This window comes from Streptomyces sp. NPDC005878 (assembly GCF_040629815.1).
GTDB lineage: Bacteria > Actinomycetota > Actinomycetes > Streptomycetales > Streptomycetaceae > Streptomyces.
Window position 1 is genome coordinate 1 of sequence record NZ_JBEXWK010000008.1, and the last position, 15,769, is coordinate 15,769.

Annotated in this window: 14 protein-coding genes; 9 read left to right on the forward strand and 5 right to left on the reverse strand. The window is 72.8% G+C overall.

Going from position 1 to position 15,769, the window contains the following annotated elements; translation table 11 throughout:
- Positions 1-798, forward strand: a 798-nt coding sequence (locus ABZ404_RS14820; protein WP_358836403.1) for a biotin/lipoyl-containing protein, incomplete at its 5' end; no start/stop codon positions are given.
- Positions 799-971: 173 nt separating this feature from the next.
- Positions 972-1,532, forward strand: coding sequence for a helix-turn-helix domain-containing protein (locus tag ABZ404_RS14825; RefSeq protein ID WP_358836404.1), 561 nt, complete (start codon positions 972-974; stop codon positions 1,530-1,532).
- 45 nt (positions 1,533-1,577) lie between these two features.
- Here the strand turns inward: ABZ404_RS14825 and ABZ404_RS14830 are convergent, their stop codons facing one another.
- On the reverse strand, positions 1,578-2,531 hold the full coding sequence (locus ABZ404_RS14830) for a DeoR/GlpR family DNA-binding transcription regulator (protein WP_358836405.1): 954 nt from the start codon (positions 2,529-2,531) through the stop codon (positions 1,578-1,580).
- A 143-nt stretch (positions 2,532-2,674) separates the two neighbouring features.
- Positions 2,675-4,114, reverse strand: coding sequence for an NAD(P)H-quinone dehydrogenase (locus ABZ404_RS14835; RefSeq protein WP_358836406.1), 1,440 nt, complete (start codon positions 4,112-4,114; stop codon positions 2,675-2,677).
- Between the two features lie 152 nt (positions 4,115-4,266).
- Here ABZ404_RS14835 and ABZ404_RS14840 point away from each other — a divergent pair, with 152 nt between their 5' ends.
- The 4 genes from ABZ404_RS14840 to ABZ404_RS14855 all read left to right on the forward strand — a co-directional run bounded on the left by ABZ404_RS14840 (position 4,267) and on the right by ABZ404_RS14855 (position 9,347).
- Positions 4,267-4,704 (forward strand): gamma-glutamylcyclotransferase, encoded by a 438-nt coding sequence (locus ABZ404_RS14840; protein ID WP_358836407.1) that lies wholly within the window; start codon positions 4,267-4,269, stop codon positions 4,702-4,704.
- A 719-nt stretch (positions 4,705-5,423) separates the two neighbouring features.
- Positions 5,424-6,248, forward strand: a complete 825-nt coding sequence (locus ABZ404_RS14845) for a purine-nucleoside phosphorylase (RefSeq protein WP_358836408.1) — start codon at positions 5,424-5,426, stop codon at positions 6,246-6,248.
- A 29-nt stretch (positions 6,249-6,277) separates the two neighbouring features.
- Complete coding sequence (locus tag ABZ404_RS14850; protein WP_358836409.1) at positions 6,278-7,918, forward strand: phospho-sugar mutase; 1,641 nt, start codon at positions 6,278-6,280, stop codon at positions 7,916-7,918.
- Positions 7,919-8,219: 301 nt separating this feature from the next.
- Positions 8,220-9,347 (forward strand): glycosyltransferase family 39 protein, encoded by a 1,128-nt coding sequence (locus ABZ404_RS14855; protein ID WP_358836411.1) that lies wholly within the window; start codon positions 8,220-8,222, stop codon positions 9,345-9,347.
- A 231-nt stretch (positions 9,348-9,578) separates the two neighbouring features.
- On the opposite strand, the gene ABZ404_RS14860 is transcribed toward ABZ404_RS14855, so the two are convergent.
- Positions 9,579-10,211: a PH domain-containing protein gene (locus ABZ404_RS14860; protein WP_358836410.1), complete on the reverse strand. Its 633-nt coding sequence runs from the start codon at positions 10,209-10,211 to the stop codon at positions 9,579-9,581.
- A 138-nt stretch (positions 10,212-10,349) separates the two neighbouring features.
- Entirely contained in the window at positions 10,350-11,546 is a 1,197-nt protein-coding gene (locus ABZ404_RS14865) for a hypothetical protein (RefSeq protein WP_358831709.1), read from the reverse strand.
- A 244-nt stretch (positions 11,547-11,790) separates the two neighbouring features.
- Here ABZ404_RS14865 and deoC point away from each other — a divergent pair, with 244 nt between their 5' ends.
- Genes deoC through ABZ404_RS14880 form a run of 3 tightly spaced genes read left to right on the forward strand, consistent with a single transcriptional unit; the run spans position 11,791 to position 15,140 of the window.
- Complete coding sequence (gene deoC, locus ABZ404_RS14870) at positions 11,791-12,747, forward strand: deoxyribose-phosphate aldolase (protein WP_358831762.1); 957 nt, start codon at positions 11,791-11,793, stop codon at positions 12,745-12,747.
- 10 nt (positions 12,748-12,757) lie between these two features.
- Positions 12,758-14,200: an aldehyde dehydrogenase family protein gene (locus tag ABZ404_RS14875; protein ID WP_358831763.1), complete on the forward strand. Its 1,443-nt coding sequence runs from the start codon at positions 12,758-12,760 to the stop codon at positions 14,198-14,200.
- Positions 14,193-15,140: an aldehyde dehydrogenase family protein gene (locus ABZ404_RS14880; RefSeq protein ID WP_358831710.1), complete on the forward strand. Its 948-nt coding sequence runs from the start codon at positions 14,193-14,195 to the stop codon at positions 15,138-15,140. Before ABZ404_RS14875 ends, ABZ404_RS14880 begins: the two co-directional genes overlap by 8 nt.
- A gap of 150 nt (positions 15,141-15,290) precedes the next feature.
- Here the strand turns inward: ABZ404_RS14880 and ABZ404_RS14885 are convergent, their stop codons facing one another.
- Positions 15,291-15,710, reverse strand: coding sequence for a hypothetical protein (locus ABZ404_RS14885; protein ID WP_358831711.1), 420 nt, complete (start codon positions 15,708-15,710; stop codon positions 15,291-15,293).
- Positions 15,711-15,769: the final 59 nt, after the last annotated feature.

Consider the following 15,769-nt stretch of genomic DNA (forward strand, 5'->3'; position numbering starts at 1 on the left):
GAACTGCGCGGCCACTCCTTCGAGTTCCGCATCAACGGCGAAGACCCCGGCCGCAACTTCCTGCCCGCCCCCGGCACCGTCACCACCTTCAACCCCCCCACCGGCCCCGGCGTCCGCCTCGACGCCGGCGTGGAATCCGGCAGCGTCATCGGCCCCGCCTGGGACTCCCTCCTGGCCAAACTGATCGTCACCGGCGCCACCCGCGAGCAGGCCCTCCAGCGCGCCGCCCGCGCCCTGGAGGAGTTCCAGGTCGAGGGCATGGCCACCGCCATCCCCTTCCACCGCGCGGTCGTCAAGGACCCCGCCTTCGCCCCCGAACTCACCGGCTCGACCGACCCCTTCACCGTCCACACCCGCTGGATCGAGACCGAGTTCGTCAACGAGATCAAGCCCTTCGCCGCCCCGGCCGACGCCGAGGCGGACGAGGAGGCCGGTCGCGAGACGGTCGTGGTCGAGGTCGGCGGCAAGCGCCTGGAGGTCTCGCTGCCCTCCTCGCTGGGCATGTCGCTGGCCCGCACCGGCCTCGCCGCCGGCGCCAAGCCCAAGCGCCGCGCCACCAAGAAGGCGGGCTCGGCGGCCTCCGGCGACACCCTCGCGTCCCCGATGCAGGGCACGATCGTCAAGGTCGCGGTCGAGGAGGGCCAGGAGGTCAAGGAAGGCGACCTCATCGTCGTCCTCGAAGCCATGAAGATGGAACAGCCCCTCAACGCCCACCGCTCCGGCACCGTCAAGGGCCTCGCGGCCGAGGTCGGCGCCTCGGTCACCTCGGGTGCGGCGATCTGCGAGATCAAGGACTGACCCCGGGTACGGAGCCGGTCCGTCACCGCTCTGTCGAAGCCCCCGCCGGTTCGCCCGGCGGGGGCTTCGGCCGTACGCGCGGCGGCGGGCCCGGCGGGGACCGGGCGCACCGGCTTCGGTCCGGACCGGTACCGGGCGGCCCTGCGGGCGCGCGCTTCGGGCATCCTTGGGGTATGACGACGAGGCCGATGCGTGCCGACGCGCGCCGCAACTACGAGCGGCTCCTGGGCGTGGCGAGGAGCGCCTTCGCGGAGCACGGGACGGACGCCTCCCTCGAAGACGTGGCCAGGCGCGCGGGCGTCGGGATCGGCACCCTCTACCGGCACTTCCCGAACCGGCACGCGCTGATGAGCGCGATCTTCCAGAGCGAGGTGGACGTCCTCCTCGCGCGCTCCCGGGAGCTGCTCGACGCCGACCAGCCGTGCACGGCGCTCGTGGAGTGGCTGCGCGCCATCATCACTCATACGGGTGAGTACCGCGGGGTGGCGCGCGCCCTCATGTCGGCGTCGCACGATGACAGTTCCGCCCTGGCGCAGTGCAGCACCCCGATGCGGGAGGCGGGCAGCGCCCTGCTGGAGCGGGCGCAGCTGGCCGGTTCCGTACGGGTCGACGTGACGATCGGCGACCTGATGCAGCTCACCAACGCGATCGCCCTGGCGGCCGAGCAGGCGCCGGACGACCCGGAGCTGGCCGACCGGCTGCTCGCACTGACCCTGCGGGGCCTGAAGCCGTAAGCGGCCGGATCCTCGGCACGGACGGGTCCGCCCGGCGGCGGGCGCTCAGCGGCGGCGCAGATCGGCCACTCTGGCCCGCTCCCCGGGACCCTGCTGGTCACCCAGCGGGGCCGCGCTGCGCAACTGGGGCCCGCCGCCCGGCACATGGCTGCGGCGCTGACCGGGCAGCGGCACGTCCCGGCGGGGCGGGCGCCCCGGGGGGACGCCCTCGCCGGACGCCGTGCCGGCCACCGCGATCTGCACGCCCTGGTCGGCCAGGGCCTGGAGCTCGGTGGCGGCCCGGTCGTCGTGGCCGGGGGGCTCGTCGGTGACCAGACGCGTGATCACGTCCGTGGGCACCGTCTGGAACATGGTGTCGGTGCCGAGCTTGGTGTGGTCGGCGAGGACGACCACCTCGGCGGCGGCCTGCACCAGGGCCCGGTCCACGCTCGCGGAGAGCATGTTGGACGTGGAGAGCCCGCGCTCCGCGGTCAGCCCGCTCCCGGAGAGGAAGGCGCGAGAGACCCGCAGCCCCTGGAGGGACTGCTCGGCCCCGCTGCCCACCAGGGCGTAGTTGGAGCCGCGCAGGGTGCCCCCGGTCATGACGACCTCCACGCGGTTGGCGTGGGCCAGCGCCTGGGCGACCAGCAGGGAGTTGGTGACGACCGTGAGGCCGGGGACGCGCGCGAGCCGGCGGGCCAGCTCCTGCGTGGTCGTCCCGGCGCCGACCACGATGGCCTCGCCCTCTTCGACGAGGCTCGCGGCGAGGTCGGCGATGGCCGTCTTCTCCGCGGTCGCGAGATGGGATTTCTGCGGGAAGCCGGACTCGCGCGTGAGTCCGCCCGGCAGTACCGCACCGCCGTGCCGGCGGTCGAGGAGTCCTTCCGCCTCCAGTGCCCGCACGTCCCGCCGGACGGTCACTTCGGAGGTCTGGACGACGCGGGCGAGCTCCCGGAGCGATACCGCCCCGTTGGCCCGCACCATTTCGAGGATCAATTGGCGACGTTCTGCAGCGAACACGAAACTGACAGTAACCTGAGCGGCCGATTGTTTTCAGCAAGTTGCGCCGAATAACAGAAGGTGTGCACAGAGGTGTCCCTGAAGTGGTATAGGCGCCCTCCCGGGCGCCTTGTCCCACGCCGCCGCGCCGCCGGGCGCCCCGGTTACGCCTCGCCCGCCCTCTTGCGCGAGTGCAGCTGACGCGCCACCTCGGCGATCGAACCCGACAGGGACGGATAGACCGTGAACGCCTTCGCGATCTGCTCCACGGTCAGGTTGTTGTCGACCGCGATCGAGATGGGGTGGATCAGCTCCGAGGCGCGCGGCGCGACGACCACGCCGCCGACCACGATCCCGGTGCCCGGCCGGCAGAAGATCTTCACGAAGCCGTCCCGGATGCCCTGCATCTTGGCGCGCGGGTTGCGCAGCAGCGGCAGCTTGACGCCGCGCGCGTCGATCTTGCCCGCGTCCACGTCGGCCTGCGTGTAACCGACGGTGGCGATCTCCGGGTCGGTGAAGACGTTCGAGGAGACCGTCTTGAGGTCCAGCGGGGCCACCGCGTCGCCGAGGAAGTGGTACATCGCGATCCGGCCCTGCATGGCCGCCACCGAGGCGAGCGCGAAGATCCCGGTGACGTCGCCGGCCGCGTAGACGCCCGGCGAGGAGGTGCGCGAGACCTTGTCGGTCCAGATGTGACCGGACTCCAGGAGCTTGACCCCGGACTCCTCCAGGTTCATCCCGGCGGTGTTGGGGATCGCGCCGACCGCCATCAGGCAGTGCGTACCGCTGATGACGCGGCCGTCCGAGAGCGTGACCTCGACCCGGTCGCCGACGCGCTTGGCGGACTGGGCGCGCGAGCGGGAGATGACGTTCATGCCGCGGCGCCGGAAGACGTCCTCCAGGACGGCCGCCGCGTCCGGGTCCTCGCCCGGCAGCACCCGGTCGCGGGAGGAGACGAGGGTGACCTTGGAGCCCAGCGCCTGGTACGCGCCGGCGAACTCGGCGCCGGTCACACCGGAGCCGACCACGATCAGCTCTTCGGGCAGCTCGTCCAGGTCGTAGACCTGGGTCCAGTTCAGGATGCGCTCGCCGTCCGGCAGCGCGTCCGGGATCTCGCGCGGGTGGCCGCCGGTGGCGATGAGCACGGCGTCGGCGGTGAGGATCTCCTCGCTGCCGTCGGCGGCCGTGACGATGACGTCCCGGGTGCCGTCGATGCCCTGCGGGCCGCCGAGCTTGCCGCGCCCGCGCAGCACCCGGGCGCCGGCCCGGGTGACGGAGGCGGTGATGTCGTGCGACTGGGCGAGCGCGAGGCGCTTGACCCGTCGGTTGACCTTGCCGAGGTCCACGCCGACCACACGGGCGGACTGCTCCTCGGGCGGGGTGTCGTCGGCGACCAGGATGCCCAACTCCTCGTACGAAGAGTCGAAGGTGGTCATCACCTCGGCCGTCGCGATCAGAGTCTTCGACGGTACGCAGTCGGTGAGCACCGACGCCCCGCCCAGACCGTCGCAGTCGACGACGGTCACCTCCGCGCCGAGTTGGGCGCCCACCAGGGCCGCCTCGTATCCGCCGGGTCCGCCACCGATGATCACGATCCGGGTCACGAAAAAGTCCGCCTCGCATTGAGGAAATGCAGTACGTAGCTCATTGTCCCGCACGCTTCAAGATGCTTCGCCCCCGGGGCGCCATACGGCTGTCACACGTGTGTGCCCTTTTCACGCGGGCGCCCGCGGGCCGCTGTCGTACCCTCGACACCATGTCGCTCTACGCCGCGTACGCCGGCAACATGGATCCGCGGCTGATGACGCGCCGCGCACCGCACTCACCGCTGCGCGGCACGGGCTGGCTCAACGGCTGGCGGCTGACGTTCGGCGGGGAGCAGATGGGGTGGGAGGGGGCGCTGGCCACGATCGTGGAGGCGCCGCGCTCCCAGGTGTTCGTCGCGCTGTACGACATCGCGTCGCTGGACGAGGACTCCCTGGACCGCTGGGAGGGTGTCGGGCTGGACATCTACCGGCGCATGCGGGTCCGCGTGGACACCCTCGACGGGGAGGAGCCGGCGTGGATCTACGTCCTGAACGCCTACGAGGGGGGTCTGCCCTCCGCGCGCTACCTGGGCGAGCTGGCCGACGCGGCGGAGTCCGCCGGGGCGCCCCACGACTACGTGATGGAGCTGCGCAAGCGGCCCTGCTGACGCTTGGGCGGGGTGACGGCTGCCCGCGCAGTTCCCCGCGCCCCTTTCGGCAGTCCCCTGCCTGCGACCCGGTGGGGCCTGGTCGCGCAGTTCCCCGCGCCCCCAGGTAGTCCGTCGCCTGCGGGCCGGTGGAGGGCTGATCGCGCAGTTCCCCGCGCCCCTAGGTAGTCCGTCGCCTGCGGCCCGGTGGAGGGCTGGTCGCGCAGTTCCCCGCGCCCCTAGGGAGTTCGTTCTCTGCGGGCCGGTGGGGGGCTGATCGCGCAGTTCCCCGCGCCCCTAGGGGGTCCCCAGCACCCGGAGAATCCGGCTCAGCCACGGCCCCCCAGGGGCGCGGGGAACTGCGCGAGCGACCCACCACGGTCCGCACACGAACGCGGGTTTCAGGGGCGCGGGGAACTGCGCGAGCAACCCACCACGGCCCGCACACGAACGCGGGTTTCAGGGGCGCGGGGAACTGCGCCAGCGACCCACCACGGCCCGCACACGAACACCGAGCCAAAAGGGGCGCGGGGAACTGCGCCAGCGACCCACCACGGGCCGCAGACGAACACCGGGTCGAAAGGGGCGCAGGGAACCGCGCGGGCCGCACGCGAGCGCCGGGCCACAGTGCCTCGCCGGCCCCGCCAGGGCCCCCTCGTGGGAAACGACAAGACAACGATCGCCCCCTTGTGCCGCCAGTCATCTACGCGCGTAGGACTCCAGCGGTTACCCTCGTCGTCGTGAACGCATCTGTTATTCCGGACAACATCCAGGGCGACCCCCAGGCCGCCGCCGACGCCGCCGCCGCGCGCCTGCGCGAGCTCACCGGCGCCGAGACCCACGACGTCGCCCTGGTGATGGGCTCCGGCTGGGCCCCGGCCGCGGACGCGCTCGGCGAGCCCGAGGCCGAGTTCCCGGTCACCGAGCTGCCCGGCTTCCCGGCGCCCGCCGTCGAGGGCCACGGCGGCAAGATCCGCTCGTACCGGATCGGCGAGAAGCGCGCCCTGGTCTTCCTGGGCCGTACGCACTACTACGAGGGCCGCGGCGTCGCCGCCGTCGCGCACGGCGTGCGTACCGCCGTCGCCGCCGGCTGCAAGACCGTGGTGCTCACCAACGGCTGCGGCGGTCTGCGCGAGGGCATGCGCCCGGGCCAGCCCGTCCTGATCAGCGACCACCTCAACCTGACGGCCGCCTCCCCGATCATCGGCGCCAACTTCGTGGACCTGACCGACCTGTACTCGCCGCGGCTGCGCGCGCTGTGCAAGGAGGTCGACCCGTCGCTGGAAGAGGGCGTGTACGTCCAGTTCCCCGGGCCGCACTACGAGACCCCGGCCGAGATCAACATGGTCCGTGTGCTCGGCGGCGACCTCGTCGGCATGTCGACCGTCCTGGAGGCCATCGCGGCCCGTGAGGCGGGCGCCGAGGTGCTGGGCATCTCGCTCGTCACCAACCTGGCCGCGGGCCTGAGCGGCGAGCCCCTCAACCACGAAGAGGTGCTCCAGGCCGGCCGTGACTCGGCGGCGCGCATGGGTTCGCTGCTGACCCGGGTACTCGACCGCATCTGACCCTGATCCGTACCGAAAGGGATGTCGACGTGACGCAGGACCTGATCGCGCGGGCCAAGGCCTGGCTGGCCGAGGACCCGGACGGCGAGACGCGCGAGGAGCTGGCCAAGCTCATCGACAACGAGGAGCTCGACGAGCTGGCCGTCCGGTTCGGCGGCACGCTCCAGTTCGGCACCGCCGGGCTCCGCGGCGAGCTGGGCGCCGGGCCGATGCGGATGAACCGCTCGGTGGTCATCCGCGCGGCCGCCGGGCTCGCCGCGTACCTCAAGGCGAAGGGGCAGGGCGACGGCCTGGTCGTCGTCGGCTACGACGCGCGCTACAAGTCCGCCGACTTCGCGCGCGACACGGCCGCCGTGATGACCGGCGCCGGCCTGAAGGCGGTCGTGCTGCCGCGCCCGCTGCCGACGCCCGTCCTCGCGTACGCGATAAGGCACCTGGGCGCCGTCGCCGGCGTCGAGGTCACCGCCAGCCACAACCCGCCGCGCGACAACGGCTACAAGGTCTACCTCGGCGACGGCTCGCAGATCGTGCCGCCCGCCGACGCGGAGATCGCCGCCGAGATCGCGGCGGTCGCCTCGCTGAACGACGTCCCCCGGCCCGAGGAAGGCTGGGAGACGCTGGGCGAGGAGGTCCTGGAGGCCTATCTGGCGCGTACGGACGCGGTCCTGACCCCCGGGTCCCCGCGCACCGCCCGCGTCGTCTACACGGCCATGCACGGCGTCGGCAAGGACGTCCTGACGGCGGCCTTCGCCCGGGCGGGCTTCCCGCCGCCGGCGCTGGTGGCCGAGCAGGCGGACCCGGACCCGGCGTTCCCGACGGTGGCGTTCCCCAACCCGGAGGAGCCGGGCGCGATGGACCTCGCCTTCGAGGCGGCCCGCGCGGTGAACCCCGACATCGTCATCGCCAACGACCCGGACGCGGACCGCTGCGCGGTCGCCGTGCCGGACGCGTCGGTGGAGGGCGGCTGGCGGATGCTGCGCGGCGACGAGGTCGGCTCGCTGCTCGCCCAGCACCTGGTGGACCGGGGCGTGAGCGGCGTCTTCGCCGAGTCGATCGTCTCGTCCTCGCTGCTCGGCCGGATCGCCGAGGCGGCCGGTCTCGGGTACGAGGAGACGCTGACCGGCTTCAAGTGGATCGCCCGCGTGGAGGACCTGCGGTACGGCTACGAGGAGGCGCTCGGCTACTGCGTCGACCCCGAGGGCGTACGCGACAAGGACGGCATCACCGCCGCCCTGCTCGTCGCGGAGCTCGCGTCCGTCCTGAAGGAACAGGGCCGCACGCTCCAGGACCTCCTGGACGACCTGGCCGTCCGGCACGGGCTGCACGCCACCGACCAGCTGTCGGTGCGGGTGGAGGACCTGTCGGTCATCTCCGACGCGATGCGGCGCCTGCGCGAGAACCCGCCGACGTCGCTGGCGGGACTCGCGGTCACCCGGGCCGAGGACCTCACCGAGGGCACCGAGGAGCTGCCGCCGACCGACGGTCTGCGCTACTACCTCGAAGGCGCCCGGGTGATCGTCCGTCCCAGCGGCACCGAGCCGAAGCTCAAGTGCTACCTGGAGGTCGTGGTCCCGGTGGCGTCCGCCGAGGCGCTGGGCGAGGCCCGCGCGAAGGCGACGGAGCTCCTGGCGGGCATCAAGCGGGACCTGGCGGCAGCGGCCGGCATCTGAGCGACCCGGCGATCCCCCGCGCGCCGTCCTCCCGGCGGGCGCGGGGCCACGGCTCCCTCGGGCGGGCGCGACCGTCCTCGCCCCGCCCGAGGGCCCCGTACGAGTGAATCCCGTACGGCGTCCGGCGCAGCGCTCCCGGCCTTTTCCGGATCATCCGAGAAAGGGTGGCCCGGAACCGCCCGCCGAGCCCAGGAGCACCGCCGTGCCCCCGACCGTCTCCCCGGCGGCCCCTACGCGCAGCCGTACGGGCCGTGCCGTCCCCGCAGCCCGCAGCCCCCGGGGGCAGGGCGGCGGGGACGGCATCCGTCTCCTCCCCGCCACGCTGCGGGCCGCGCTCGCCCGGGCCGCGCCCGCGCTCCTGGGCCATCTCGCGGTACGGCTGCTCGGCCTCGCGGTCCTCGCCCGCTGGGCGCACCTCCAGCACCACGGGGTGTGGCCGACGCTGGCCACCTCGTGGGACTCGCACTGGTACCTCGGCATCGCCGACCACGGCTACGACCGGGAGCTCGGCACCCGGCTCTACCACAACGACCTGGCGTTCTTCCCGCTCTATCCGGCCGTGGTCAAGGCGGTCGCGGCCGTGACGCCCGGCTCGCGCGCGAGCGTGGGGGTGGCGGTGGCGGTGTTCTGCTCGTCGGCGGCGGCCTGGGGGATCTTCGCGGTCGGCGACCGGCTGTACGGCCGGCGCGCGGGCACCGTCCTGACCGTCCTGTGGGGCGCGCTGCCGGTGGCCGTCGTGCAGTGGATGGGCTACACCGAATCGCTCTTCACGGCGCTCGCCGCGTGGTCGCTGTACTGCGTCCTGACGGGGCGCTGGGTGGCGGCCGGGGCGCTGGCGGGGCTCGCGGGACTGACCCGGCCCACCGGGATCGCGGTCGCGGCGGCCGTGGTGGTGGCGGCCCTGGTCGGCGTCGGACGCGGCGCCCCCGCGCGGGGCCCGGTGACGGGGGCGCTCCTCGCTCCGCTGGGCTGGTTCGGGTTCGTCGCCTGGGTCGGGGTGCGGCTGGGCCGCTGGGACGGCTACTTCGCGGTCCAGCGGCTGTGGACGAACGAGTGGGACGGCGGCGCGGACACCCTGCGCGAGCTGCGCACCCTGCTGGTGTACGACCGCTCGCCCGCGCTGTTCCTGGTGGTGGTCTCGCTGGTCCTGATCCTGGCGGGCGCCCTGTTCCTGCTGAGCGTGGCGGACCGCCAGCCGGTGGCGCTGCTGACGTTCTCGGCGGTGCTGCTCCTGGTGGTCCTGGGCAGCGGCGGCGTCTACTTCCCCCGGGCCCGCTTCCTGCTCCCCGGCTTCCCGCTGCTGCTCCCCCTGGCGGTGTCCCTGGCCAGGGCCCGCCGCCATGTGACGCTACTGGTCCTGGGCGGAGCGGCCCTGTCCTCGGCCTGGCTGGGCTCCTACATGCTGCTGGTGTGGCCGGGCCCACCGTGACAAGCCCAGATCGACCCGCGACTCAAGAACGACGGCACCCCCACCCCCCAGGGGCGCGAGGAACTGCGCGATCAGCCCAGGACGGCCCGCGGCTCAAGAACGACGGCACCCCCACCCCCCAGGGGCGCGGGGAACTGCGCGACCAGCCACCCACCACCCGCACCCGAACGACGGCCCGCACCAGAACGGCGCCCCCACCTCACCCCACCCCACCGCTCCCCCGAAAACACCTCACCCCACGGCGAGCAGCACCGCCAGCACCACGGCCCCGGCGACGGCGGGCGCGATGACCTCGTACGCCCAGCGCACGCTCACCCCGCCCTGCGCCCCCTCCCGCCCGGAGTTCCGCTCGGCCAGCTCCCGCAGCTCCCGGATCGTCCGGTCCGCGGGCGCGAGCCGGGACGCCTCGTCGGCACCGGCGGTGGCGGACGTACGCCCGTACGGGTCCGTCGCCGCACTCCGCACCTGCGCCCGATTGGCCCGCTTGCGCCGGCGCAGCGACACGGGAACCGACCACAGCTGGTACTTCGTACCGTCCTGGTCGAACACCTCGCTGGAGTACCCGGCCCGTACGTCCGCGACGGCGGCCCACGGCAGCGTCACGGTCCGGAACGGGTTGCGCACCCGCAGCCGGTCGTCGCCCGCGAACACGGCCGGGCGCACGGTGAACGCGAAGACCAGCGGCACCCCGCACAGCAGCCCGGCCAGGGCCAGCCAGGGCGCGCTCCCGTGCCCCCGCACGATCGCGTCCCCGGCCAGCCAGAGCCCGAGCGCGAGCAGCAGCACGCCTCCGGCGATACCGCCGGGTGAGCGGTAGACGCGGTCGGCGTAGGTGGGCTCGGCGGGCGGCGTGGGGCTCGTCATGGGGCCGATTGTGCACTACGTGTTCGAGCGGGGCCGAGAGAGGGCACGGACGCGCCCGCCGGGCGGTCCCGGAACACGCGCACGGGGGTGCCGCCACCGAAGTGGCGGCACCCCCGACGGGTGGCGGACCCCACGCCGTCAGCCGCGCGCGTCCGCCCGGCGGCGCAGCGCCACGAACCCGAGCCCGGCCGCGCCGACCGAGGCGAGACCCGCACCCCCGGCGACCAGCACGGTGTTGTCGTCCTTGCCGCCGCCCTCGATCTCGGCGCCGGCCGCGACCGCGCCCTTGGGCACGACCTGGACGCCGGTGGCACCGGTCTGGGCAGCGGGAGCGGGGGCGGCCGCGGGCATCGGGGCACCCGTGCCGGTCCCGCCCTTGCCGGTCCCGCCCTTGCCGGAGCCGCCCGGGTCGACATCCACCGAGGTGAGCTTGGAGCGCGAGTCCAGGATCACCCGGACCCAGACCTCCTTGTAGACCTTCTGGTCCGTCACGGCCCGGCCGTAGCCCGCCGTCAGCACACCGAGCTGGTTGCCGTCCTTCTCCAGGATGTGGGCCGTGTAGTACACGTGCTTGCCCTCGCCGTGGGCGTAGACCTTGCCCTTCAGCCCGCCGAGGAGGGCCTGGGTACGGACGAGCCGGCCCGTGTCGGTGCTCTCGCCCTGGCCGCCGTAGGGGCCCGCCAGGTCGGAGACGACGGAACCGCCCGCGGTGAGGGTGACCCGGACCCCCGCGAAGACCTTGATGTCCTTGGACGGGTAGCCCCCGCCCGCCTTCAGCTCGCCGAGCACCTTGGTGCCCTTGAGCACGGTCGCCGTGTAGTACCGGTGCTGCTCGCCGCGGTGGTGGACCCGGGCGGTCAGACCGCCCTTGAGCGCGACCGTACGGACGGTCTCGGCCGGCGCCGGCGCCGGGGCGTCGTTCACGCGCTCGGGGAAGTAGACCGTGCGGTTGGTGCTGCCCGCGCCGGAGACGACCAGCTCCGGCAGCTCGCCGCCGACGCGGTTCAGGCGCAGGTGGATCCCGTCGACGACGGTGCTGGTCCTGGTGCGGTCCAGCCTGTCCATGACGCGGAACATGTAGTTGTCGCCGGGCTTCCAGTCCGGGCCGACCACACGGATCCATGCCTCGGGGCCGCCGTCGGCGGTGTGGTTGCGCAGCACCGCGACGTACCCCTTGCCGATGTAGACCGGCGCACCGGAGTAGCGGTCGTTCTTGGCGGTGGACGTCTTGGAGACGGACGGCGCCGCCAGCGCGGTGGTCGCGGTGAGGACCGGCGTGAGGGCGACACCGGCGACGACCGCGGTGGCGAGGGCGGTACGGAGGGCGTGACGCATGACGACTCCCAAGGAGACAAGTGGTGGAAGAGGGAAGAGCCGCATGCCGCTGTGTTCTCGTTCGGAGTGGGGCCGTTGGAGGTTTCGGCGGGCTGCGTGAACAAACTTAAGGATCTTGTTCTCCGGAGCTGTCCGCTCCCTGTCACAGCGGCGTGACAGGGAACGGAACTGCGCGTTCCGAAGCGGCCCTGGTCAGCGGGGCTGTACAGGACGCTACGCGCGTAGATATGCTCATCTGGTGACCATGCCCACCAATGCACCAGCAGCTGCCCTTGCCGACGCGACCGCGTCGGACGCGGCACTGCGCCGCTTCCTCCACGGGCTCCCCGGCATCGATCCGGTGGGCCTGGAAGCGCGCGCCGCGTCCCTCGGCACCCGTTCGATCAAGACGACGGCCAAGGCGTACGCCATCGACCTGGCCATCTCCATGATCGACCTGACGACGCTCGAAGGCGCGGACACCCCGGGCAAGGTCCGGGCGCTCGCCGCCAAGGCCGTCCACCCCGACCCCCTCGACCGCACCACCCCGGCCACCGCGGCCGTCTGCGTCTACCCCGACATGGTGGCCACCGCCAAGGAGACCCTGAAGGGGTCGGGCGTGCTGGTCGCGTCCGTCGCCACGGCCTTCCCCGCGGGCCGCGCCGCCCTCCCGGTCAAGCTCGCGGACGTCCGCGACGCGGTCGCCGCCGGCGCCGACGAGATCGACATGGTGATCGACCGGGGCGCGTTCCTGGCCGGGCACTACCTGAAGGTGTACGAGGAGATCGCGGCCGTGAAGGCCGAGTGCGGTGACAAGGCCCGCCTCAAGGTCATCTTCGAGACCGGCGAGCTCTCCACGTACGACAACATCCGCCGCGCCTCCTGGCTCGGCATGATGGGCGGCGCCGACTTCATCAAGACGTCGACCGGCAAGGTCGCGGTGAACGCGACGCCCGCCAACACCCTGGTGCTGCTCGAGGCCGTGCGCGACTACCGCGCCCAGACCGGTGTCCAGGTCGGCGTGAAGCCCGCCGGCGGCATCCGCTCGACCAAGGACGCCATCAAGTTCCTGGTCCTGGTCAACGAGACCGTGGGCGAGGACTGGCTGGACAACCACTGGTTCCGCTTCGGCGCCTCCTCGCTGCTCAACGACCTGCTGATGCAGCGTCAGAAGCTGGCGACCGGCCGTTACTCCGGCCCCGACTACGTGACGGTGGACTGAGACCATGGACATGAAGAAGCCATCTCCTTTTGAGTACGCCCCCGCCCCCGAGTCGCGTTCCGTCGTCGACATCGCGCCCTCGTACGGCCTGTTCATCGACGGTGAGTTCGTCGACGCGGCCGACGGCAAGGTCTTCAAGACCGTCTCGCCCAGCTCCGAGGAGGTCCTCTCCGAGGTCGCCCAGGCGGGCGAGGCGGACGTGGACCGGGCCGTGAAGGCCGCCCGCCGGGCGTTCGAGAAGTGGTCGGCGCTGCCCGGCCGCGAGCGCGCCAAGTACCTGTTCCGCATCGCCCGGATCATCCAGGAGCGCAGCCGCGAGCTGGCCGTCCTGGAGACCCTGGACAACGGCAAGCCGATCAAGGAGACCCGCGACGCGGACCTCCCGCTGGTCGCCGCGCACTTCTTCTACTACGCGGGCTGGGCCGACAAGCTCGACCACGCCGGCTACGGCCCGAACCCGAGGCCGCTCGGCGTCGCGGGTCAGGTCATCCCGTGGAACTTCCCGCTCCTGATGCTGGCCTGGAAGATCGCCCCGGCGCTCGCGACCGGTAACACGGTCGTCCTCAAGCCCGCCGAGACGACCCCGCTGAGCGCGCTGTTCTTCGCGGACATCTGCCGCCAGGCGGGTCTGCCCCGGGGCGTCGTCAACATCCTCACCGGATACGGCGACGCGGGCGCGGCCCTCGTGGAGCACCGGGACGTCGACAAGGTCGCCTTCACCGGCTCGACCGCCGTCGGCAAGGCCATCGCCCGGTCCGTGGCGGGCACCGACAAGAAGGTCACCCTGGAGCTGGGCGGCAAGGGCGCCAACATCGTCTTCGACGACGCCCCCATCGACCAGGCCGTCGAGGGCATCGTCACCGGCATCTTCTTCAACCAGGGCCAGGTCTGCTGCGCGGGCTCGCGCCTGCTGGTCCAGGAGTCGATCCAGGACGAGCTCCTCGACACGCTCAAGCGCCGGCTGTCCACGCTGCGCCTCGGCGACCCGCTGGACAAGAACACCGACATCGGCGCCATCAACTCCGCCGAGCAGCTGGCCCGGATCACCGCGCTCGCCGACACCGGCGAGGCCGAGGGCGCCGAGCGCTGGTCCCCGGCGTGTGAGCTGCCCGAGAACGGCTACTGGTTCGCGCCGACCCTCTTCACCAACGTCACCCAGGCGCACACCATCGCCCGCGACGAGATCTTCGGCCCGGTCCTGTCGGTGCTGTCGTTCCGTACGCCGGACGAGGCCGTCGCCAAGGCCAACAACAGCCAGTACGGGCTGTCGGCCGGCATCTGGACGGAGAAGGGCTCGCGCATCCTCGCGGTCGCGAACAAGCTCCGGGCCGGGGTCGTGTGGGCCAACACGTTCAACAAGTTCGACCCGACCTCGCCCTTCGGCGGCTACAAGGAGTCGGGCTTCGGCCGCGAGGGCGGCCGGCACGGTCTGGAGGGTTACCTCGATGTCTGAGAAGTCGGCTGAGAAGTCGTCCGTGAAGCCGGCGGAGAAGCCGGCCGACAAGTCCGAGCCGACGCGTCTCGGAGTCTTCAAGACCTACAAGCTGTACGTGGGCGGGAAGTTCCCGCGTTCCGAGAGCGGCCGGGTGTACGAGGTGAGCGACGCAAAGGGCAATTGGCTGGCGAACGCGCCCCTGTCCTCCCGCAAGGACGCCCGTGACGCCGTCGTCGCCGCCCGCAAGGCCTTCGGCGCCTGGTCGGGCGCGACCGCGTACAACCGCGGCCAGGTCCTCTACCGCGTCGCCGAGATGCTGGAGGGCCGCAAGGAGCAGTTCGTCCGCGAGGTCGCCGAGGCGGAGGGGCTGTCGAAGTCCAAGGCCGCGGCCGTCGTCGACGCGGCCATCGACCGGTGGGTCTGGTACGCCGGGTGGACCGACAAGATCGGCCAGATCGTGGGCGGCGCGAACCCGGTCGCGGGTCCGTACTTCAACCTCTCCACGCCGGAGCCGACCGGGGTCGTGACCGTCGTCGCGCCCCAGGAGTCGTCGTTCCTGGGCCTGGTGTCGGTGATCGCCCCGGTGATCGCGACCGGTAACACGGCCGTGGTGATCGCGAGCGAGACCGCGCCGCTGCCGGCGCTGTCGCTGGGCGAGGTGCTCGCCACCTCCGACGTGCCGGGCGGGGTCGTCAACATCCTGTCGGGCAGGACGGCCGAGCTCGCGCCGCCGCTGGCCGCGCACCAGGACGTGAACGCGATCGACCTCACGGGTGCGGGCACGGAGCTCGCCCGCGACCTGGAGGTCGCCGCCGCGGACAACCTCAAGCGCGTCCTGCGCCCGGCCACCGCGGACTGGTCCGCCGACCCCGGTACGCACCGGCTGACCGCCTTCCTGGAGACCAAGACCGTGTGGCACCCGACCGGGTCACTGGGGGCTTCGGGCTCGGCCTACTAGCCGCGCACCCACGGGGGACGCGAACCCCGAACGGCGCCCCGGGCCCCCACCCGTGGCGCCGTTCGGCATGTTCCGGCACAGAGCCTGTCTTTGCACCCCCGGCTGCGCCCCGACGCCCGGCACGCACGCTCACCGCACGGCGACAGGCTCTCAGCCCGGGAGCAGCTTCGTGGCGGTGCCCACCACCGGGTAGTCCTTGAGCGCGCCGCTCTCGTGCAGCGGTCCCGTGGCCATCGCCGTGGAGATCGGCTTGAAGTCCGCGATCTCGGTGCCCACCGCGTTGTCCAGCGGGTCCACCGACGTCCTGGCGAACGGGTTGAGGCTGAGCGTCTTCGCCGGGGCGAGCGCGTTGGTCACCCCCGCCGACAGGTCGCCCGACACCGAACGGGTCGTGCCGTCGACCTCCGCGCCGGGGTTCGCCACGGTCCGCCCGACCGTCTCCGTCGGTTCCGTGAGCGCCTGGGCCGCGCCCGCGGTCCCGGCCAGCGCCGCACCCGCGGCGGTCGCGGTGAGTCCGGCCCGCAGCAGCACACGGCCGCGTCGGGCCCCGCCGGCGGTGTTTCGTGCCATGTCGTCCCACTCTCGTACGTCACCACTACGTGTCGCTTCGCGTACGCAGCGTAGTCGAG

Coding starts and splice junctions, on each gene's coding strand:
- ABZ404_RS14875 (WP_358831763.1), top strand. CDS start 12,758: ATGAAGAAGCCATCTCCTTTTGAGTACGCCCCCGCCCCCGAGTCGCGT.
- deoC (WP_358831762.1), top strand. CDS start 11,791: ATGCCCACCAATGCACCAGCAGCTGCCCTTGCCGACGCGACCGCGTCG.
- ABZ404_RS14825 (WP_358836404.1), top strand. CDS start 972: ATGACGACGAGGCCGATGCGTGCCGACGCGCGCCGCAACTACGAGCGG.
- ABZ404_RS14885 (WP_358831711.1), bottom strand. CDS start 15,710: ATGGCACGAAACACCGCCGGCGGGGCCCGACGCGGCCGTGTGCTGCTG.
- ABZ404_RS14880 (WP_358831710.1), top strand. CDS start 14,193: ATGTCTGAGAAGTCGGCTGAGAAGTCGTCCGTGAAGCCGGCGGAGAAG.
- ABZ404_RS14865 (WP_358831709.1), bottom strand. CDS start 11,546: ATGCGTCACGCCCTCCGTACCGCCCTCGCCACCGCGGTCGTCGCCGGT.
- ABZ404_RS14840 (WP_358836407.1), top strand. CDS start 4,267: ATGTCGCTCTACGCCGCGTACGCCGGCAACATGGATCCGCGGCTGATG.
- ABZ404_RS14860 (WP_358836410.1), bottom strand. CDS start 10,211: ATGACGAGCCCCACGCCGCCCGCCGAGCCCACCTACGCCGACCGCGTC.